Consider the following 21,739-nt stretch of genomic DNA (forward strand, 5'->3'; position numbering starts at 1 on the left):
GGTTATCTATGTTGGTCTATTAAGATCATGTTTCCGTCCGGATCTTTCAGGAATATATGTTCCGGTCCTGAGGTGGTTTCATCGGCAGCTTTCTCAAGTTCCACTCCATTTTCTTTTAAATGTTTCTGAATATCGCGAACATCGTCAAAAGATTCCAGATTCCGGGCATTTTCGTCCCATCCGGGATTGAAGGTCAGCATATTGCCGTCGAACATCGCCTGAAACAAGCCAACCAAAGTACTTCCGTTTTTCATGATCAGATAATTCTGTTCCATTGCTCCGGCCATTACAGAGAAGCCTAATTTTTCGTAAAAATCTTTGGATTTCTGAAGATCTTTTACACTTAAGCTGATTGAAAATGCTCCTAATTTCATATCTATTTTACATTTTAAATGACCATCTGTATTGAGTGTACCCCATGACCATTTCATATTTTTTTTGTTTTTAAAGCCAGTTTACTTCCTGCGAATACCAATCCCCATACAGCAATCCCCAAAATCCAAAACCAGATCGGTGTGGGCAAAGAAACCATCATATAGATCGTTATGCATAGAAAAATAACTCCACAGACTACCGCAGAGGTATGTTTTCCGTTATTTGCTACTTTTGAAGCTGTAAATCCTGAAATGAAAGCTGCTATAGCATACGCAATAATCACAAAGAACAGCGCCATAAAAGGAGCTTGTGCCACATAGTTTTTCATCGCTACCATATCATCACTTCCGGCTCCGGCAGGCGGAGGATACAATTGATGACCTATTTTTTCAACGATGGTAATGCAAATGATTCCCGCAATCAGTCCGGCAGGAACAGCCAGTATTCTTCTTATCACTATTATTGGTTTTTTAGACGGGTTTTGAAGTCCAGTTTCCCGTCATAACTTTTCCAATCTCCAATGAATTCTATATACTGTCCATCTACTTTTTCAGTTTTTTTATTCCATCTAAAGCTATACACAAATTTACCTTTGAAAATACCTGAATGTTTTCCTTTGGGTTCTTCTGCAAGTTCATATTCCCCGAATACCAAGCCTTTACTTTTGGCATCTCTATATTTTGTGATGGTAACTTTTCCTTCATATTTGGAATAATTATTATCCACAAGAGAATACCCTGAAATAAAATATTCCTGATCATTCTTTTTGTTCTGTTCAGAAATATTGACTTTCAATTTCAGTTCCTGTCCGCGGTCGCCAATGGTTCCGATATAAGGTTTACTGTTGTTGAGCCAGACATTAGAAATATCCGGCATTTGCCCCCATGCAAAATTGCAGGCAAGAATGAGGATCCATAAAAATTTTTTCATATTGTGTTATTTAAACTCCAAATTGGGATAAGTGGTGGTTCAAATGTTTTGCAAACATATTATTCCACTCTGTAGATTTCAATTTTCCAAAAGAAAATGATTCTTTATCATCAAATGCTTCCGGACCCAGCTGTTGTGTTTTCTGGATAAAGCCGATGAGTCTTTTCTTCTCGTCATCAAAGTTTTTTCTTCCGGTAATTAAAAACTGAGGCGCTGTAGGGGAATCTCTGGGATACGCCTTTTCTCCCACCACTTTAGATTTTACAAATGTTTTTAAAATAAATTTGGCAATAGATCCCGGTTTTTTATGTTTTTCCGGTTCGTACACCATTTCATAAGATACACAGCAGTGCGCAAGCATCTGGTCAACCGTCATCTTCCCCCATAGTCCGTGGGTATCCTCCACCAAATTATTTATCCTATCAATATAGTTCTGAGCATCTTTTGCATCAAATACATTTTCCATATTATGTCTAATTATCTGAAAGCAAATATATCAGTTTTTTCTTTTGATTTTTACAAAGGGATAAAAAAAACGGTGACGCATTTGAGGGAACGAGTTTAAGGAGTACCGATTATTGGCTGCCCGTTCTGAGTTGCTATTTGAGCGATGCAGGTTTTCATAATGCTGGGTCAATTATTGGTGAAATTGGTTATATTTTAAATACTCACAACACCCCCCCCGAGACTATTAATTACCCTAACGTTCGCATCACCCGCAATTCTATTCCTCATGCAATTCCTTACTCTCCACCGGAACGGCCTTTTTAAAAATAAACCATAGTTTTATTTTTAAAGCAATCCAGCCAATAACAGCATACACTACCAGCAGGATGCTTAGATGTTTTAAATAAGGAAAGGTAAGTTCGACAGAGCCTTTTTGTATCAACAGAATTTTAAAGGCCTGAAGAAAAGGAGTTAAAGGGATAATGTTAGCTATAAATTGTACAAAAGCAGGCATTGCACTCAAAGGCCATGTAAATCCACTGATAATGAATGCTGGAGACGCAATGACCATTAGGATCTGAGTCGCTTTTAAAGCATCAGGAATCAATATACTGATGAATACGCCCAAAAATGATGCGGAGCCTACAAATACCGCTGTAAGAAGGATGAAATTAAATATTCCTTCCGGCATCGGAACCCGGAAAATCATGTGCATAAAGTAATAGACTCCGACAATAAGGATGGAAAATACCCAGATCGGAAACACTTTGATCAGCATGGTCGGGAAAGCCCATCTTTTCATCTTCGCGTATTCTTTCACGAAAGATCCTCTTTCAAACTCTGCGGCAAAACTTACTGCCATCGCAAGAAGAATAACCTGCTGAAGGACTACAGCCAGCATGGCCGGCCACATGAAGATCAGATAGTTTCCTGTAGTATTGAAAAGGGTGATATAATTGGCTTTGAATGGTTCATATTGGGTCGCCGCTTTGGTTGCGGGCATTCCTGCTTTCTGCAGTGCTTTGATGGATGCTCCGGCAGAAAAAGTACCTATCGTAAGCTGAAGTGCCTTGGAGGCAAAATTGGCGGTAAGAACGTTTCCGGTGTTGATATAAACATTCAGTTCGGGATATTTTTTCTGGAGCATTTCTGCCTCAAACCTTGATGGAATGATAACGACCGCCGCTGCTTCATGTCTGATCACCTCATCTTTTATGCTTAAGGGTTCATGGGCATACTTAATAATGCTGATACTTTTATTGTCATCAAGCATATCGGTCAGCTGACTTGACAAAGGAGTATTATCCCGATCGATCACCAGTACCGGTGTATTTTCTACTTTTCCGCTTTTGTACACGAAACCCAATAATGTGGCATAGAATACCGGAGCCAGAAAAAATACGGTCCTTAGGGTAGAATTGCCTATAAAAAGCTTGAACTCCCGTTTTAAAAGTCGGAAAAATTCTTTCATAATTATTTCAGGATAACGTTAGCATTCACCAATATACTTTTAGCTTTATTCATGTCAGAAGGCTTCACTTTGATTTCGTAAACCGCATCCTGCAGCTGATAATCGGGATAAGCGGTAGTGATGTCTGCGTATCTTGTCAGCTGTTTGATATAGACAATGGTTCCGGTAAGCATTTCTTTGTTATAAACCACCTGCATGGTGACGGTCTGCCCTTTTTTATATTTTGAGATTGCGCTTTCAGGCACTGTGAATCTGAAGTATGTACTCTCGGGAATATATCCGTTGAATAATGCAAAACCAGCCGTAGCCAATTCTCCGGTATTGAGGCTGATGGTTTCAATTTCCATATCATTGGTTGCAATAATGTATCTTTCAGAATAGGCTACATTGGCTTCCTGAAGGGCTCCTTTGGCTTGCGAAGCCTGTCCTGCCGCCATTTCTACTTTTTCTACACGGGTTCCTCTCTGCACATCATCCAGCTCTGCTACAACGGCGTCATACTGGGCTTTTGCTCCCTGCATTTTTGCATAAATTTCATCGTATGCCTGTGGAGACATGAGACTGTCGCGGTACATATTACTGGCTCTTTTAAAAGACTTCTGAGCAAATTCATACTGTTCTTTTAAACCTTTGTATTTAGCCTGAAGCTGTCTCAGCTGATCTGCGGTAGCTCCGTTTTTTGCCATTTGCTCCTGAGCTGTTGCCGCACTGACAGCACCCTGAGCCTGGGCAATTTTTGCAGACACTTCCGGAACATCAAGCAGAGCCAGAGTATCTCCTTTTTTTACAGACTGACCTTCAGTTACATATATTTTTAAAATTCTTCCGGTAACCTTGGGAGCAAAGGAAATGACATCCTTTTTGGTTTTGCCTTCAGAATCGTTAAGGTTTTCTTTTTTTTCACTGCAGCTCCCTACTAGAAAAAGAACGGCAAAGGCTATGAATATATTTTTATGCATTATTTTAATGGTAAGGGGTTAATATAATTTGGTAATATCAAGTTCCTGAGTCGATCTCATGAGTTCTATTCCGGCTCTTCTCTGGTTAAAAAGAGCATTCTGATATTCGAGTTCTACCAGTTCAAGATCATTTTCCGCATCAATGAGCTGAGATGATTTGCTCATTCCGTACCTGAATTCTTTTTCGGCCTGAACCAGTGCATTTTCAGCGAGTTCTTTTTCTTTGGCTTTTAAAGTGATCTGAGCGGTTGCAATATCATAGTTGGTCTGATTATTAGCCAGATTAAGGGTTAATTTTTTTAAGGCATCTTCTTTTTTGTTCTGAAGAACTTCTTTTCCCACTTTTGCGGTCTCTTCTGCATGTTTTCCTTCTTTTCCGTCAAAAATTTCCCATTTAAAACCTACACCAGCCGTTAACAAAGGAAGTACATTGATATTGGTAGGTCGCCAGTCCAGTTTAGCCCCTTCATATCCCAAAGCAGGAACTGCAGGAATTACATTTTCTGAAGTTTTAATACGGCTTCCGTAAAGACCGATATAATAAGCGGATGCCATCAGTTGTACTTTAGGGATCATCCATGTTCTTTCAGCTTTTATTTTGTAGTCTGCCGCGGTTATGCCATGTTCCAGTGCACGCACTTCAGCTCTTTCCTCGATTCCTCTTTCCGGAGATAAAAGTTCTACGGGAGAAAGTACCGGATCGATCATTTTAAGACGTTCTTTACTAATCCCGGTCAGAATATACAGCTGGGTAAGAAGGAGTTCTTTTTTCCCCTCATACTCTACTATTTTGGCATTCAGTGTGGCTTGTGCCAATTCTATTTTTTTGTGATCGTATGGAGTGATCAGGCCATAGCCTAAAGCTTTATCCGCTGTTTTACGGTTGATGTCAAGTCTTTTTTTACTTTCATCAAGAACTTTTTTAGACTGATGGATCAGGGCCAGCTGGTCGTATGCTTTTGAAATATTGGCTATGACATCATCTTTTGTTTTTTCAAGGAGAATATCTTCGGAGATCTTCTTTTCTTCGATTGCTTTCTTCAGATACTTTACTTTTCCGCCTGAGTAGAGAAGCATTTTGGCATCTGCTTTCGCAATTCCTGAAAACCCGGAAACATTCAGGTTATTGTTAAAACTTCCTTCGGGAATATTGATAAAAGGAGCCAGATTTATTTCCGGCGACGTCAGTCTCGCTGTGGCATTTAGATATCCGACCTGTCCGCTTACTTCCAGGGTAGGAAGAAAGATGTCTTTCAGTTTGTGTTCGTCAAGATCTGTGAGTTTGTTTTGGGTAATCTGCATTTTGAGATCGGAATCCCGAACCATGGCACTGTCTAAAAGTTCCTTAAAGTCCGGCGCAGACTGTGCCCAACAAAAAGCAGGGAAAGTCAAAAAACTAAACGTAAAAATCAATAAATTGTTTTTCATGGTTTATGTTTATAACAAATATAATGCAAAAATTTGTTAAATCAATGGAGATAACTCGCCAATAGGGTGAATTTAAATTAAGTTTAAAAATTGTTTAGTTTTAACGCTCTCATGATGATTGGCATAGAAGATTCGTTTAACTATGATTTAAAATTCATTTTAATTGAAAAAATATTGAATTATCTTTTATTCATAGGAATAGTTGTCTTTCTAATTTCATGTAATCTTTTTTCGAAACAGTAAGATGAGTGAAGGAGATAAGAATAGTTAAGAGAAAATCTAAAGATTTTTTTAAGCGTTGTTCTTAAAGCAGAGCTATTCTTAATATTCTTAAAAACTTAATGTCGCCTTAATGGTTCAATTTTTAGTTTCCGTAGATGTCTCCTATGACACAGATCAAAAAGTGTGTAAAATTTATGATTCAAAATATTGAAATTTTATAATTATGCTATCTGTAGTACTTCAAGATTTATCTGAGAAACCCGTGTAATCTGCGGGACAAATATTTGATGATGCCACAGAATAGACCCTCTGAAAAACAAAAAACTCCCCACAAAATGTGAGGAGTTGATTATTTAAGGTGATCAGATTATCTCTGAACCGCTGATTTCATTTTAGTATCAGGACGCAAAATACGGTAACGAACTTCAAGGTCTTTCGGTACATAGAATACCAAAGGCAGCTTGCTGTTGTATCTTACGATCTCCGGCTGAAGGGTCACAAATTTCTTTGTTTTCTTCTGATCCGGACAAGCCATTAAAGTTCCTCCTGTTTCACCAGTAGATTCTACTTCATAATAGTTGTATCCCCAACCCTGAAGATCCTGTGTTTTTACATTCCCCATTAAAAAATGTTTGTTGCAATCCAGCAATTTTTCAGCCCCTACAAAAAATTCTACTTTTAAGTCGCTTTCATTTTTGGCAACAGGCAACTGAATATATACCTGCTTAAATCCTTCTTTAGCTTTTGGGAACATTTCAATCTCCAGCTTCTCAAACTTTTCTGCTTTCTTTTGTGCGAAAGCATTTACACCTGCCAACATAATCAGTCCCGTCATTAAAGTTTTTGAAAATCTCATTTTATTTTATTTTAAAAATTTTACTACTTCCCTATAGCCAAAAATCATTCCAAAATCTGAACATTGCTTCCTTTTGTATGGGCATTCATCTGTGGTGCATAGTAATTCTGCATCGTTGTAATTCCATTAGAGAACTTCCCTGCCGCATTGGAGATCACATCATATTCAAAGACGTATTTTCCTTTTGGCATGTACTGGATGTAGAAATTCGTGGATGCATCTTTGGTAGACTGATAGTAGCCTAAACTGTTTTTCCACTGGTAACCGGACAATACATCTGTAGGTTCAAATCCAGCCGCACGCATATCTTTAATGTGAATAAATTCCATTGCCCTGTCTGTATTCAGGATCATTCTTACCGTTACTTTATCGCCTATTTTTAAAGGCTTATCCGCTGAAATTTTCTGAAGTTCTTCTCCGTTTACCGTTTTTACTTTTTTGTAAAGTTCTTTGGTAACGGAAATGTAGTTTTCAGAAGATTTGATTTTATCCAGATCTTCATAATACTGCCAGAACAATCCTCCCTGTACAATTCCGGGACCAGGTTTGGTAACGGTAACGGTTCCTAAGTTTTTGTCTACAACATCAGTTTTCACTGTTGATTTTACATAGCCTGTCGCCTGTGTTTGCGGAGCCAATTCTTTTCCACCCCAAACGATGGTTGCTTTATCACTTTCAGCAGATGTCCAGGATTTACCTGAGTTCAAGATGGTAAAGATGACTTCTGAAGTCCCTCTTGAGCTTCCCCATGAATTCACTTCCTTCTGGGTGATCAGCCAGATCTTCATGTCTTCGACGAATTTCTGATCGTTGGATTTTAATTTATTAAATGCCTCTAAAGCTCCTGCATGATTCACTACTTTAGATCCAAACCATCCCCAGTCGTTCAGGTTTTGTTTCCAGTAAACGCCCTGAGTTTTTGTATCAGTGGATGTTTCTTTCAGGTAGTTCATTAATTTATCTGAAACGTCTTTTAAGCCATAGTCATTCATTAATAAAGCGGCACGATGGAGTCCGAAGAAAGTGAAATCTGTGATCTTCGCTGTTTTCGCTTTCTGTTTCACCAGTGTTTTCAATGAGGCTCCTTTTCCTTTTAAAGGGTATTGTTTTTCCCAATAGTTTCGGGTATCAAGATAGTCTATCGCCCAGTTGTTCCAGATATTATCTTTCTTCGCATCCCAGTATTTATCGATTTCATTATCTGCATACTGAACCAGTTTAGTAATCAATTCCTGCTGATCCGCGCTCTGATAATCTTTCGCATTATCTTTTAACCAGGTATTGATCTTACCCAGGTTTTTAAGAATATAGAGAGACGTTCCGTAAGAACTTGGATAGCCGGGATACCATGAGAATCCACCGTCCGGATTCTGCAGTTTTTTAAGATCACTCCAATCCTGATTGATTGAATTTCTCATTGTATTGGCATCAAACAGGAGAGCCAGCTTCTGCATCTGCTCACCTTCATTTTTACTTTCGAGTACCCAGGGAGTTTCTTCCAGTAAAAGTTGTTTCAGTTCCTGATTCTTTTCAAGATTTGAATTGAGCAGTCCTTTATTCTGATATTCTTCAAAAACGGTTTTCATTTTTGGATTGGCCTTAAAGATCTCAGAGGCCAGTACATCGGCAAACCACTTGTTGAAGATCACATCGGCTGAGCTGTTCTGATCGTTTTTCAGACTTGGCAATGCAAACATGATTTCCCAGATTGGATTCGTGGTTAACTCCAGTGTATTCGACACATTGGTCATTGTTGTAGAGTTTGAGTTTTTAAGATTATCCAAAACAAAGGTTTTCGTTTCACCTTCTTTCACAAAAACCGGTACTGCATCCGTCACCAGCATTCTGTTCGGAAGTATGGCAATCGCCTGCTGTTCACCATCTGAATATGCTCCTGCTTTGGCCACTACTTTTAATATAATGGAAGATACATTATTCGGAACTTTTAATTTCCATGTTAACGCACTGTTTCCTTTTTCATTTAAATTAAAATTCTGTGTTCCGGCATTGATTCCGAATTGAGAAGAAATATTTTCATTCGTAAAGGCATCAAGAATCTGAAGTTCTGCTGAACCGCTTAGTTTTTTATCGGTAAGATTGGACAGTTTGGACTGAAGATTCAGTTCATCCCCTTCTCTTAAGAATCTTGGATAGTTGGGTGTTACAGAAAATTCTTTCTGCGTTACCACCTGTTTTTCCAATACAGCTGCTCTGGCATCTTTTGTGTGAGCCAGGAACATCAATTTCCACTTCGTTAATGCTTCCGGAGACGTAAACTCAAAACTTACATTTCCTTCTGCGTCTGTTTTCAGATCAGGATAAAAGAATGCGGTTTCGTTTAAGTTCTGACGTACGGGAACTTTTTCCAGATCTTTTTTCTCAACTGTCATTTCATTTAAAGATACTGCTGCATCAGCCTGAGCTTCCTGAGCACCTGCGTTTGCACTCACTTTCATTGATCTTTTTTGTACAGCTCCAATCATTACAACTTCTTCTGCCGAAGATGCTTTTGCAATAGGAGAAGGAGGTGATGCTACCATATTTTCAATCTGTAATCCGGCCACTCGTCCACCTAATCCATAACTACTATAATCACCATCAAACCAATTAAAATTCGGTATATCTACATATTTTCCATTGTAATACTTCAATCTTTTCTGATAGTATTGTTGTAGCAGATACTGTCTGATGTCGTAAGAGGTAACAATAGAATAGGGTTCATATAAATTCTGCCAGCTGAATGTATTCACTGCAAACTGATCCAGTGACATGTCGTACATATTGGCCAAGACTTCTGCATTGACTTTTTCTTTATCGCTTCCTGAAACTTTTACCGTCCATTTTTCTTTGGAGTTCGGTTCCAGTTTATCTCTGAATGTTACTGTTTCAATTTTTACAGGTTGTTCAGTATCTTTTATTTTTAAAGTCACCGCCTGCGTCTGTACATCATTGAATGCTGCAATCTGGAACTGAAGATTTAATGCGGATACGCCTTTGTCTTTAGGAATATCTGTCGTGTATTCCAAAACACCTTTTTTCAGCTGATGTACTTCTGACACTGTTTTTCCGGAACCGTCCTGAACAAATACATTCACAAGAGCATCAGGAATTGCTGAATACACATATACTTTAGCCTTCTCCCCTCTTGAAAATTCATTTTTTGGCTCAATAACGGTTAAGAAAGTTTTCTGAGAAGGTTTTAAAGAACCTTTATCCCAGATGCTGAAATTCTGAGATGATTTTATCGTGTCTTTCCCTTCGATATTGTAGAGCTCCAACTGATAATCACCTGCTTCCAGTTTTCCTAAATCCAATTCTGTAACGGGCTGCTGTTGCTTTTCAGAAATTACCTTTTCTGCTTTCCAGTTTTTGGTTTCTTCGTTTTTATCAAACAGATCGTGCGGGAATTTGCTGATGAACTCTTCCTTGGTATATTTCGGAAGATCCTGCACTTCCTGGGCGAAGTTATCCCTGAAGATTCTGTTTGGAGTCTGAAGTTTTGAGAGTTTAACGTTGTAAGATTTTTTAAGATCCTGTTCGTTGTAATTCAAGGTTTCTACCTTTAATTTTACATTTTCATCACTGAATGTATTTTTGATTCCATCTGCTTTAATATAGTGTGACACTGAAGCTACTTTCAGCTGGGTATTGGCAGACTGCGTTTCTCCGTTAATATCCGTTACCGAAGCATTAATCTCATAGTTATCAATCTGGATTCCTTCCAGCTTTTCATCTTTTTTCAGATCAAGACGGATAACGAATTCTCCTTTCTCGTTGGTTTTAGCTTCGCCAAGAATCGAGTTTTCATTGTCGTTTCCACGAGGGTACCACCAGAAATATCTCCATCTGATGTTGTGTTTTTTGATCTCATAATTAACGGTCGTATTGCTCAGAGCGACTCCTGAAAACATCATTGCTTTTCCTTTCAGTTCAATGGTCTGTCCGTATTTGTATTCTTCTTTTACAGGATCGAACGTCACTTCGAACTTGGGTCTCTTATATTCTTCAACCCTAATGTCTTTATAGCCCTGAGATCCTTCATCGGTTCTTAAGTAGAAAACACCGTTCAACTGGCCTTTAGGAAGAATAAAACTTCCGTGATAAGATCCGAACTCATTGGTGGTGAAGTTCTGGGAAGAAACTTCCTGGCTGTTGGCATCCAGAAGGGTGATTTTTTGTTTTAAACCTGAGGTTACAGATTCTGCTTCTTTATCAATTTTTGTATTAATGACTTTGAAATAAACGGTCTGTCCCGGTCTGTAGATCGCCCGGTCCGTAAAGATCTGAGCGAGGGTACGGGTTTGTTTATTGGGATTGTAATTTTCGGCGTTTTCCACATTTCCGTTGTTTCCATAGACCTGCATGATCTGGAAATCATTGGTTTTAGGCTGGCTGATCAAAAATGTTCTGTAATATTCACTGCTGGCTGTGGAAGGGAATTTAAAAACACCGTTCGCATCAGTTTTTCCGTCGATTTTATTTAAGGTTTTATTGGCAACAAATTCATAGAATGTAAGACTTTCATTAGCAGCAGGCTTTCCATTTTCACTGTTGACTAATTTCAACGCATTGGAAAGCTGGTTTCTGTCTGTTTTTGTTTGGTAGATCACTCTGTTTCCAGAAACAAGGAAGTAGAAATTTTGTCTTGCATTGCTGTCCTTTGCATCAGATCCTGCTACGGAATATTCCACAACATAGATTCCGGAAGGGAGAGGCTTGATCTCCAGTGAGGTTTTATGCATCTGATAATCTTTCGCGTCACCAAGCTGGAAAGTTTCTTTTCTGACTAGATTTTTTTTCACATTCCTAAAAGTATTGTTGTAAGAATTCTGTACATATTGCATCAATGTTGTCAGGTCTTCTTTTACTTCATAAATGTTTAATGAAAATTCTTTCACGTTCTTATGGTCCGCTACAAAATGAACAGGCAGATTATTCTGGGTCTGCTGCTCGTATTTAATCGTGAGCAAAGGATTCGTGATCTGATTCTCTTTATTTTTTATGTTTTCAATAAATGGCGACTTCGGATATTGTTTTTTCGCCTGATCAACAATAGCCAAAGCTTCTTTATCTTTCTTTTTTGCGACAAGTTCGTTCATGATATCTTCCATGACGATCACCTTGTAATCTCCTTCTACATCAGATTTCAAAAGGCTCTGAAGCTTCTCCAGTTTGTCTTTGCACTGATTGTAATTACAGTTTTCCGTCAGCTTTTCCTTCATGAAATACAGCTTAGGATTTCCGCTGTTCTGAGCAATCAGTTCATCAAAAGTGGCATTGATCTGTGTTCTGTTTTCCGCCAGTTCATTTTTTGTAAAAAGGTTGTTTTCGGAAAGAAAACTGATCTTTTTCATAGAATACCAATCCAGTAAAGTCGGGAAATAGGCTATATCCCTGCTATCGGTAAAAATAGCTTTGTACTTCGTCAGAATCACCTTCTTCATGTCCTGCTTCTGCTGGTCAAGTTCCTGATAACTTTTTTTCAGGTAGTTTTTAAAATCAAGTTTGCTCCAGGTTTCAATCTGTGACAAGTCCTGTGTATTGACATTCGTTCTTGATTCTATTTCCCACGAATGCTGATTATAATAATCCATGAAAAATCCGTTCAGAAGAATGGTATATAAGAGTTTTTCTTCACCTTTCAATTGCGCATCAGCACCCTGAAGTTTTGTGAAAAATTTGGAAGCAGCATCATTCTTTTCGTCGTCTACTGTCAGATTCACAATACTGAATTCCGCTTTCAGGGAACGGATGAGCTGAATAGCATTATTTTCTTTCATGGCATGGTTTTGTAGGTCTAAAATGATGGGAAGATTAGATTTATAGCTACCTTTTGCACTGTTGTCAGTCACTTTTTTCCACTGGTCGTCATAATATTTTTGCGCCGAAACAATGGAAAAGCTCAGCATTAGAAGCAAAAGCATAAAAATCTTGGAAAATCTTTTCATATATGTTATTTTTGATAAATGAATGTCTTAAAAATACTGAAAAAAACTGTCATTGACAGCCAGCTATATGTCTCCCTGATGGGAACTTTTTTTGCAGTATTTTTTATGAAAGAGCAAAACACATTCCGTTTCCCTACAATTCTATTAATTTTCATCACTTATTTCAGCGGATATATTTACACTAAATATCAGTATACCAAGCACTTTTTCAAAATACTGCTTCTGAATGCAGCAGCCGGCGTTATCTGTGCTTTGCTCATCATCCATAATCACAATGAGGTAAGACTTCTGAAATGGTCTATTATTGTCGTTCTGGGACTTTTGTATAATAGTTTTTTCCTTGATGTTTATATCAGGAAAATTCCACTGCTGAAAGTATTTTATGTGGGGCTGGTGTGGGCGCTGGTCAACTGCTGGCTCACGCTTCCTGAATTCAGTATTCCCTTATTTCTGATAAGTTTCTTTTACATTACAGCGCTGGTGCTTCCTTTTGATATCCGTGATATGAAAAGTGATACGGTTCAAACTTTTCCAAAGCTCATCGGTGTTCAGAATACGAAATATATTGCCTACATTCTGGTCTTCATCAGTATCATGATCGCCATTTTTTATCTTAAAATGATCTATGGCGCTGCATTTTTCTTTTCCGGAATTATTACGTTTATTCTTATCTATTTCTCTGAAAATAAAAGAGATGACACTTATTTTTCTTTCTGGATAGAAACATGCTCTGCACTTCCTTTTTTATTTCTGCTAATATTGGAGTATTTTTGACGAATGATTATCAAAAAGCTTTCCCTTTATAATTTCAAAAACCATTCGGAGAAGAAGTTCGAATTTTCTCCGCAGATTAACTGTTTTGTGGGAAACAATGGTGCCGGAAAGACCAATATCCTGGATGCACTTCATTATTTATCGGTAGGAAAAAGTTTTTTAGGAAATACAGATGCCAACAACATCAAAAGGGAGGAAGATTTCTTCACGATTGATGCTGAGATTCAGAATGAAGACAGTGAAGATGTGATTAAAATCTCTCAGCCGAAAGAAGCTAAAAAGATCATTAAAAAGAATGATAAAAGCTATGACAGGCTTGCAGATCACATCGGATATCTGCCGAGCGTCATGATTTCACCTTATGATTCCAATCTGATTTCAGATTCGGGAGAAAGCAGGCGAAAATTTCTGGATTCCATGATTTCCCAGACAGATTCGGAATATCTTTTTGATCTGATACAATATCAAAAAACAGTACAGCAAAGAAACGCACTGCTGAAATATTTTGCCAAAAACAGGACCTGGGACAAGGATTCACTGGAAATCTATGATGCTCCGATCAGTAAGTACGGAACCCGTATTTTTATCAAAAGAAGAAACTTTGTTGAGAAGCTCGGCCCCATCGTTCAGAATTTTTACAGGATTATTTCAGGAGGAAAGGAAACCGTTTCGGTACAGTACCAGTCTGACCTCAGTGAAAGTTTTAGCGCTGCAGATCCTGAAAGGGCTTTTCAGATGCTTTTAACAGAAAGCCTTGATAAAGACCGGATGCTTACCTACACTTCAAAAGGAATTCACAAAGATGATCTTCTATTTGAAATGGATCAGGTTTTGATCAAGAAAATAGGTTCGCAGGGACAGCAGAAATCTTTTCTGATTTCGTTAAAGCTCGCACAGATGAGCCTTGTCAAAGAATTAACGAAGAAGACTCCCATCCTTCTGCTGGATGATATCTTTGATAAGCTTGATGATACGCGGGTTTCACAGCTAATCGAGCTGGTTAATCAGGAAAGTTTCGGACAGATCTTTATAACGGATACTCACAGGGAACGTACGGAAAGTGTCGTGAAGAAGATTAATGAAGAGAGTATAATTTTTGAATTATGATTAAAAATATCACTTTCCTGATCATTTTGCTGTTATTTTCTTTATCATTTGCACAGAAAAGAAAAGCACCGCCCGCTCCTAATGAAGCAGGTAGCAGTTTCATTAAAAAAAATTTTAAACCCAAACCGTTTTCCAATAGTATTAAAAGCTTTCCTTTTAAAAAAACCTCCAAAATAAAACTGATATCCTACAATCTGGATTTTAAGAGAGAACCTTTTGATACCCCTCCACCTCCTGATGATTCTTTGGCCATAAAGAAATACGAAAACAGAAAGAAACCTGTTCGTTTAGAAACTATTCTTGGGACTGAAAATCTGAATGGCATTCAGCAGCAAAAGAATTTGAATCTTTTGGAAATCCGGCAGCTGACTGATATCATGCATAATACCTGTAGCAGATATACCACAGGACTGTTATCCGAATCAGGATGTTATTTTCCCAGAAATGCGGTATTGTTTTATGATGAAAATGATCAGGTTTTCGCATATCTCGAACTATGTTTTGAGTGCGATGGAAATAAGCAAGAACCAAAGAATCTATTTGAAGAAGATTTTTATTGTGAGAATATTTACGGACTGCTGGAAAAGTTCTTTAATACAGCAGGAATCAAAACCCAATACTTAGAGGTAAAATGAAAAGGAATAAAAAACGTGAATTTCAATCCTCAGAACTCGTAAAATCTTTTGCGAGGATTCATGGCTTTGAGCATAAGCTGATTGCTTTTGAAATTAAAGATTTCCTTGGAGAATATCTTGATGATAGTCTTTTTAATGAAATCAGAAGCGTTGGTATTGAAGATAAATGCATCATCATCAAAATAGATTCTCCTCTTCTCAAACACGATTTCCAAATGCGTAAAAGTTTTTATCTTAAAAAGTTTCAGGACAAGTTTGGAGAGGATCAATTCAATGATATCCGTATTTTATAGGTTTATTTTTCATTAAATTAATCCATGATATTGGATTTAATATTATATTTGAAAACAATATTAAATCACCTAAACATGAAAAAATCAATTAAAAAACTAAGCAGAGAAAATTTAAGCCAGATTATGGGCTCCGGAGTAAAAATATGCTGTGAGGCTAATTGTGACACTGGGGAATGTTTATCTTATGTTACCCTCCCGAACAGATGTCCATCACCGGATATTTGCTGGTAATTTATATTTGACAGATGTATACAAAACAAAAAATGCTCCTTTCAGGGAGCATTTTCACTTATATGCATATTAGATGGCTGTAAAATAATTTAATGTTCTTCAGACTTATTGGTAAGAGTGCTGCTCATCAGGTCATCCGCTTTTTTATCTAATCCTGAACTCAGGGGAATGAAAAATTTGAATGGATGCTTTACAAAATACCTGAAAATTTCTTTGTAGATCTCACTTACCTGCCCAAAGTTCATTTTTCTTGATCTGAATGCCAGAAACATGGATAAACTGAAACTTACCAGAAAGTTGAAGAATCCTATGAGGAAAACGGTAACGAAAGATATCCAGAACGTATAAGAGTCTACTGAAAAATCCTTCCCGTAAAGGCCTAAAGCAAAGTTTCCTGCAGCAAACGTAATGTGTCTGATATCAAGGTCCAGTCCGAAGAAAAGACCGACTGGTGCTGTTGCTCCCAAAAATACCCCAAACCAGAAATTGGACACGATTCCCGGCCAGTTTTTAGCATAATATTTAGACAAACTTTTAGCGAATTTTTTACCCAGAAAATTTCTGATCGAAAGGTTTTTTGCAATCCTTTCCGGAATCTGATAAAAAACAGAGTTGTTCCCTATATTTCCTGAAATAATTCCTGAAATAAAAAGATAGAAACCCGCGATACTGGCATGTAATATAGCTTTCGATTTAAACGGATCGAGATCTTTTAATAATTTATCTGATCTTTCAACGGCCAAATTCTGTGAGAAAAAGACATCGAGACCATAGATGATCGCCAGAGCAATTGGAAAGGACAGCAGTACATTTCCTACGAAGGCGATGAACTGGCTTCTGAAAAGCTTGGATACAAGATGGGCAAATTCAGTGTTATTCCGTTTGTTGTTCCCTTCTTCTGACAGTACTTTGGTCATGGTCGCGGCAGTCATTGCGGGCTGCTTGGTGGCCAGGGTAAAGCCCATCAGATAGATCATCACAAACCCCATCGCATAGTTCATGGAATATAAAAACGCATGGGAAAAATCACTTCCGGGAATATAACCGTAAAGCATTTTTAAGACGCAGAGTGCGCCAACAATAATTCCACCACCACTGGCTTTGTAAAACATCGTCATATACTCTTTACGGGTAGAAGTGATGTAGTGGGTTCCTGTTTCAGCGGTGTGATTGGTAATAAGGTGAGAGATCAGACGTGTACTGTCGTTGATCAGGTCTGCAATATTATTTTTATGGGATTTATAATTCAGAATATTAAAAATCAACTGCTTTGATTTGATGGTGACATCCTGTTCATTATCAATCACAAGAAGCTGTACAATCTCGTAAATCCTTTCGGTTTGCTGGCGGATCTTAAGAAGAGACTGGTTGATTTTGCCCGAAATTCCATATTTAGCAGAATTTTTAAAAGCAATATTGACAAATTCGTGACAGTGTTCTGTATAGATCTTGATCTGTTTGTAGCGGCTGTCTTTGGAGTTCAGCTGCAGTTCCGGATCTTTTTTAAGGTCCTCTGTAAGTGCTTCCAACTCGTTCTGAAGAGCAAGAAACGGATTGTCGAGATTTCTGTATTGCGGAGCCATTCTTACGACCTCCACTTCCATCGCCATTCCTGTTACACGCCAGGAAAGAATGCTCATCGAGAAGATCAGCTCTTTTTTGACATTGGGTTTGATGATGAAATCTGAAGCTCCCAGAAGGCCTAAAAACTCATCCATTTCATTTTCAGGAAGATTATTGAGGAACGCCAGATCTTTTTTGGGTCTCAGGCTGACGTTATCAATCATGTACCACACCGTTTTTTCGTTTTCTACGGGCGGCAGTACTTTATTCAGGATTCTTTTCTTAAGTTCCGGAAAGAAGGCGTTTTCTGAAAGAATATTAGCTTCGGTCAGGGAAAGATTGAAAGGTCTTTCTTTAAAAACATTGTGGATGTAATGTTTAAAATTTTCAGCAAAATTCGGGTTGTTTCTCAGAAAATTCAGAACATCCGTAAAATCTGACCTTTTAACGCTCTCTAAAAACTCGGCAAAAGGTTCTAACGAATGGGTCTCGTTCTTAAAAGAGAAATATTTTTTAAGAACTGATTCAAAATTTGTGCTGGAATTAAAAAATTTCATTAGTACAAAGATACTATTTCAAACTCACATTCCTCATCTGTCTCATGATCCAATTGTGTTTCTTTCTTAAATAAGGGGATGGGTTTTTAGGGTCATATTTCTTTGGATTGGGCAATACAGCAGCGATCCAGGCTGCATCTGAAGCACTTAGATCTTTGGATGATTTTCCAAAATAATACTGAGCCGCGGCTTCTACTCCAAACACGCCCTGCCCCATTTCAATGGAATTCAGGTATCTTTCCAAAATAATATCCTTATTCCACACCTTCTCAATAATGAAAGTATACATGGCTTCCAGTCCTTTTCTGAACCAGCTTCTGCCCTGCCAGAGAAATACATTTTTTGCAGTCTGCTGCGAAATGGTACTTCCTCCACGGATTTTTTTTCCTTTCTCATTATTCTTCATCGCCTTTTCAATAGCGGTATAATCAAACCCGTTATGGTCAAAGAATTTCTGGTCTTCAGAAGCGATTACCGCCTTTTTGACATTATTTCCCATGTCGTCATAGGAAATATAGTCTCTGTGCAGTTTTCCGAATTCAAAAATGCCTCCTATCTGCGTGATGGTAATGGGAGGATTAAAAAACCTGCCCCAGATAATGAAGACCACATTCAGAACAAGAACGATGAAAATAAGCTGTTTAATTTTTTTCCACATAATTTTTTGTAAAAAGGAACTGCAAAAATAAACAATTCTTCGAGTTATTGAAGCTCTTTCATGTAGGTAAGCTGATATTCCGGAAGAAGTTCAGGATGGAAGATCTTGATGTAATCTTTCAGGATCAGGTCTGCTCTCACTGCCCCGCTTTCGAAAAAGTCGTTGGCTTTATTTTTTTCTTTCCCGGCAATGGTGTAGATCTTTCCTTTATTGAATACTTCCAGTTTTCCGTAGAAAGGATTGGTACCCAGCATTTCTTTTTTAGAGATATGACTTCCTGCATTCACCCAATACTGTACGCCGGGTGACTTGGCATAGACTTCTTCAAAGCTCATGGTCAGAGACTTTTCTTCTTTATTGTCTTTCATGATGTAAGCAGCATTGGCATCACTGATATAATTTGCTACCGATGTTTTTCCACCCGGCAGATACCAGATATCGCCATACATTTCATTGGCAAGCACTACAGGTTTATCTTTTGCTTTTAAGGCCATCTGCTTCAGGTCGCTGTAATTCTTTTCAATTTCTTTATATTTTGCTTCAGCTTCTTTCTCTTTTCCGAAAAATTCTCCGAAAAGTTTAATGTAAGCCGTTTTCTGCAACGGAAGCTGCTCCATGTACTCATCCAGAAAAACAACCTGAATTCCATTATTTTTCAGCAATTGATACGCGTTATCAAAGCTTGCAATATAGTTGGTGAAAATAGCATCCGGCTTCATGGAAATGATCTTTTCTACATCATACTTCTGCTCGCTTCCTACATTCTGGATTTTCCCCTGCTTCAAAAGATTCTGAATTTTCTCCGAATAAATGTATTCCGGACTTGAAACACCTATGATCAGATCTTCGGCTCCCAATTCGGAAATATACCCGGCCATGCTCGCATTTAAAAGGATAATTTTCTTAAACGGAGTCTGATTTCTCTTAAAATTATAGGTAAAATTTCCCGACTTCAGTTCCAAAAGACCGTCATGTTCCTTAAATTGGGTACGGTTTGAGATTTGAGTCCAGTCTGAGGACGAAATTTTTTGTTCTCTTTTACAGGAGATTAGCGCTATAACTGTAAATAAAAGTAAAATTCTCTGTTTCATCTTTCAAAGAAAAGAAAAAAGTGCTATATTTGCAAACCTTAAAACATCAAGGAAACGACGGCCTCGTGGCGCAACTGAATAGCGCATCTGATTACGGCTCAGAAGGTTACAGGTTTGAATCCTGTCGAGGTCACAAGACCGACATTTGAAGTTTTTTCACTTCTTTGTCGGTTTTTTTTATTTCCTAACTCTCTGTTAATCAAGGCGATATTACCAGCAAGACTGTTGATTTTTGTGGTTTGAAAATACTCACCGTCGAAAGTTAACTTTTCAGGATATATCAAACCAACAATTGCGCGCTTGTCAATTGTACTTGCGTTATTATATCTTTCAGAGATGTTGACAATGGCATTTAATGCTTGAGTCATCTTCTTCTCAATATCATCAGTATGACCAGAATTTTTTAATGAATTTAATTTAAAGTTGATATCTTCAATTTCCACTTTATACTTCATTTTAATTCTCTTAAAATCTTCTTCATCCAATTTATCTTCAAGATACATATCTCTTGCTTTGTCAATTCTTCCTTCAATAGCATTAAGTTTATTTTGCAAAACCTTTCTCTCATCATTTAGACCATTTGAAACTATTGAAAAGTTCTGTTCTAAAATTGTTTTCAATATTTTCTCAGCACCGATGCTGAATCTAAATTTTGATAATTCTTCGACAAAAAGATCATTAACTATTTCAGAATTATGCCTGAAACCACATGAGGTTGTACAATGGTAATAATAGTAATGCTTGCTTCTTCCCTTAGCACTACTGGCAGTAAGAGTTTTATTGCATTGTGGGCATAATAGTAATCCCCTCAAAGGATAACGTTCTTCATTTATTATCCTTCCTGCTGGTAAGAAAGCATCCTTATTACTCTTACGATGAAGAACCCTTTGAACTTTCATGAAAAGTTCTTCAGAGATCAGTGCTTCATGTTTTCCTTCAACAATTTTTTCCTCCTCATCGTTATATGCCTTTAGAAATAATTTTCCGCAGTACGCTATATTTCTCAAACCATCCATAAATGAATTTTTTGTCAGCTTTCTGCCTTCTCTCCTGTTCATTTCTTTTAAAATAACTGCTGTAGGTAGATGTCCTTTCGCCACCTGCTTAAAGGCCCATATCATGTTTGTTGCTTCAGGTTCTTTAACCGCTACATACTTACGGCCGTCCTGTGTACATCTGTTAATATAGCCATATGGAGCGATACCCATCATTCTACCCTCTTTAATCGCTCTTCTCATCCCATACGTCACATTCAATGCCCTCCTGTCATTTTCCACCTCAGGCGTTGATAAATATATTGCTAACAAAAGTTTATTTTCGGGTACACGTAAATCTAATGGTTGTTCAATAGCCTGAGGCGTAATACACAATTTATTAAGGTTGGATATCATCTGATAAGCCTCACTGGTATTACGGCTAAATCGATCCCATTTTGTGAAAAATAAGAATTTGTTTTGTCTAGAACCTCTTCCTTTTCTAATACTAAAAAGGTATTTTTTCCATTCAGGCCTCTCAAAAGTTTTGGCAGAATGATCTTCATAAATAATTTTATCAATCGTTATGTTCAGAGAAGAACAATGTTTGCGTAAACGCTCTTCCTGATCACGTTGTGAATACCCTTTATCTGCTTGTTCGTCAGTTGACACGCGAATATATAAATCAGCAACTTTCATAATTTTTTATTTAAAAGTGGAATAAGAGAATCTTTACAAGAATAGAATAATGTAAGATTTAAATACTTTGTAATCACTAAAGTACGAATTAATCTTCAGGTGATAAAAACTCCTTGATAGTAATTTTAACCAGTGTATGAAAAAATAATAAAATTTCAGCAGCCTCGTCATCTGAAACGATAGTGCCTGAATCCTTTAGCATTTTTATAGCTACATTTAATGGCAATTCCTGAAATTTCATAACCGACTCCAACTCAAATTTATTTGAGCTTTCAGTAATCGGATATTTTATTATTTCCCTTTTAGCCATTGTTAATCTTTACTACATGAAATCTTTTAAAACTCAATTTCAACTTACTACTATCACTGATGATTTATTAGTTTAAGAAATAGAATTGTCGGTGCTATTATTCAATAAAAATCTATAATATTTTTGAATAAAACTATATGGATTTGGTGCAGCAGGCTATTCAAGAGTAATCTGGATTATTAAAAATAGATAAACACTGATTTTGGGCTAA

General features: G+C 37.5%; 18 protein-coding genes and 1 tRNA gene. 5 read left to right on the forward strand and 14 right to left on the reverse strand.

The genetic code is table 11. The features are described from left to right. Positions 1-2: 2 nt before the first annotated feature. The 9 genes from BUC06_RS17490 to BUC06_RS17530 all read right to left on the reverse strand — a co-directional run bounded on the left by BUC06_RS17490 (position 3) and on the right by BUC06_RS17530 (position 12,636). Complete coding sequence (locus BUC06_RS17490; protein WP_073335363.1) at positions 3-374, reverse strand: VOC family protein; 372 nt, start codon at positions 372-374, stop codon at positions 3-5. Positions 375-427: 53 nt separating this feature from the next. Then, entirely contained in the window at positions 428-832 is a 405-nt protein-coding gene (locus BUC06_RS17495; RefSeq protein WP_073335299.1) for a hypothetical protein, read from the reverse strand. A 2-nt stretch (positions 833-834) separates the two neighbouring features. Next, entirely contained in the window at positions 835-1,305 is a 471-nt protein-coding gene (locus tag BUC06_RS17500; protein WP_073335300.1) for a hypothetical protein, read from the reverse strand. A 10-nt stretch (positions 1,306-1,315) separates the two neighbouring features. After that, on the reverse strand, positions 1,316-1,771 hold the full coding sequence (locus tag BUC06_RS17505; protein WP_073335301.1) for a DUF1569 domain-containing protein: 456 nt from the start codon (positions 1,769-1,771) through the stop codon (positions 1,316-1,318). A gap of 258 nt (positions 1,772-2,029) precedes the next feature. Next, positions 2,030-3,223: an ABC transporter permease gene (locus tag BUC06_RS17510; RefSeq protein ID WP_073335302.1), complete on the reverse strand. Its 1,194-nt coding sequence runs from the start codon at positions 3,221-3,223 to the stop codon at positions 2,030-2,032. Positions 3,224-3,225: 2 nt separating this feature from the next. Continuing rightward, positions 3,226-4,182 carry an HlyD family secretion protein gene (locus BUC06_RS17515; RefSeq protein WP_073335303.1) on the reverse strand — a complete coding sequence of 319 codons (957 nt, stop codon included), beginning with the start codon at positions 4,180-4,182 and terminating at the stop codon, positions 3,226-3,228. Positions 4,183-4,200: 18 nt separating this feature from the next. Further along, a complete protein-coding gene (locus BUC06_RS17520) occupies positions 4,201-5,610 on the reverse strand; it encodes a TolC family protein (RefSeq protein WP_073335304.1) in 1,410 nt (469 codons plus the stop codon). 589 nt (positions 5,611-6,199) lie between these two features. Continuing rightward, positions 6,200-6,688, reverse strand: a complete 489-nt coding sequence (gene eco, locus BUC06_RS17525) for a serine protease inhibitor ecotin (RefSeq protein WP_073335305.1) — start codon at positions 6,686-6,688, stop codon at positions 6,200-6,202. Positions 6,689-6,732: 44 nt separating this feature from the next. Beyond that, positions 6,733-12,636 carry an alpha-2-macroglobulin family protein gene (locus tag BUC06_RS17530; RefSeq protein WP_073335306.1) on the reverse strand — a complete coding sequence of 1,968 codons (5,904 nt, stop codon included), beginning with the start codon at positions 12,634-12,636 and terminating at the stop codon, positions 6,733-6,735. An 18-nt stretch (positions 12,637-12,654) separates the two neighbouring features. Here BUC06_RS17530 and BUC06_RS17535 point away from each other — a divergent pair, with 18 nt between their 5' ends. From BUC06_RS17535 to BUC06_RS17550, 4 genes are read left to right on the forward strand one after another with little or no spacing between them, the layout of a single operon-like run. Further along, entirely contained in the window at positions 12,655-13,410 is a 756-nt protein-coding gene (locus BUC06_RS17535) for a UbiA prenyltransferase family protein (RefSeq protein ID WP_073335307.1), read from the forward strand. Positions 13,411-13,413: 3 nt separating this feature from the next. Then, positions 13,414-14,517 (forward strand): DNA replication/repair protein RecF, encoded by a 1,104-nt coding sequence (recF, locus tag BUC06_RS17540; protein ID WP_073335308.1) that lies wholly within the window; start codon positions 13,414-13,416, stop codon positions 14,515-14,517. After that, positions 14,514-15,152 (forward strand): hypothetical protein, encoded by a 639-nt coding sequence (locus BUC06_RS17545; protein ID WP_073335309.1) that lies wholly within the window; start codon positions 14,514-14,516, stop codon positions 15,150-15,152. Before recF ends, BUC06_RS17545 begins: the two co-directional genes overlap by 4 nt. After that, positions 15,149-15,445 carry a DciA family protein gene (locus BUC06_RS17550; protein ID WP_073335310.1) on the forward strand — a complete coding sequence of 99 codons (297 nt, stop codon included), beginning with the start codon at positions 15,149-15,151 and terminating at the stop codon, positions 15,443-15,445. Before BUC06_RS17545 ends, BUC06_RS17550 begins: the two co-directional genes overlap by 4 nt. A gap of 320 nt (positions 15,446-15,765) precedes the next feature. On the opposite strand, the gene BUC06_RS17555 is transcribed toward BUC06_RS17550, so the two are convergent. From BUC06_RS17555 to BUC06_RS17565, 3 genes are read right to left on the reverse strand one after another with little or no spacing between them, the layout of a single operon-like run. Next, positions 15,766-17,796 (reverse strand): recombinase, encoded by a 2,031-nt coding sequence (locus BUC06_RS17555; protein ID WP_073335311.1) that lies wholly within the window; start codon positions 17,794-17,796, stop codon positions 15,766-15,768. A gap of 13 nt (positions 17,797-17,809) precedes the next feature. Beyond that, positions 17,810-18,454 (reverse strand): monofunctional biosynthetic peptidoglycan transglycosylase, encoded by a 645-nt coding sequence (gene mtgA / locus BUC06_RS17560; RefSeq protein ID WP_073335312.1) that lies wholly within the window; start codon positions 18,452-18,454, stop codon positions 17,810-17,812. Positions 18,455-18,498: 44 nt separating this feature from the next. Further along, positions 18,499-19,545: an ABC transporter substrate-binding protein gene (locus BUC06_RS17565; RefSeq protein WP_073335313.1), complete on the reverse strand. Its 1,047-nt coding sequence runs from the start codon at positions 19,543-19,545 to the stop codon at positions 18,499-18,501. Positions 19,546-19,604: 59 nt separating this feature from the next. Between BUC06_RS17565 and BUC06_RS17570 the strand changes: the two genes are divergently transcribed. Continuing rightward, a tRNA-Arg gene (locus BUC06_RS17570) sits at positions 19,605-19,678 on the forward strand. Here the strand turns inward: BUC06_RS17570 and BUC06_RS17575 are convergent. Then, positions 19,644-21,218, reverse strand: coding sequence for a recombinase family protein (locus BUC06_RS17575; RefSeq protein WP_073335314.1), 1,575 nt, complete (start codon positions 21,216-21,218; stop codon positions 19,644-19,646). The genes BUC06_RS17570 and BUC06_RS17575 overlap by 35 nt on opposite strands. An 88-nt stretch (positions 21,219-21,306) precedes the next feature. Beyond that, positions 21,307-21,528 carry a hypothetical protein gene (locus BUC06_RS17580; protein ID WP_028123493.1) on the reverse strand — a complete coding sequence of 74 codons (222 nt, stop codon included), beginning with the start codon at positions 21,526-21,528 and terminating at the stop codon, positions 21,307-21,309. Between the last annotated feature and the right edge of the window lie 211 nt (positions 21,529-21,739).

Origin of the sequence: Chryseobacterium carnipullorum, assembly GCF_900142785.1 — a bacterium.
In the GTDB taxonomy this organism is placed as follows: Bacteria; Bacteroidota; Bacteroidia; order Flavobacteriales; family Weeksellaceae; genus Chryseobacterium; species Chryseobacterium carnipullorum.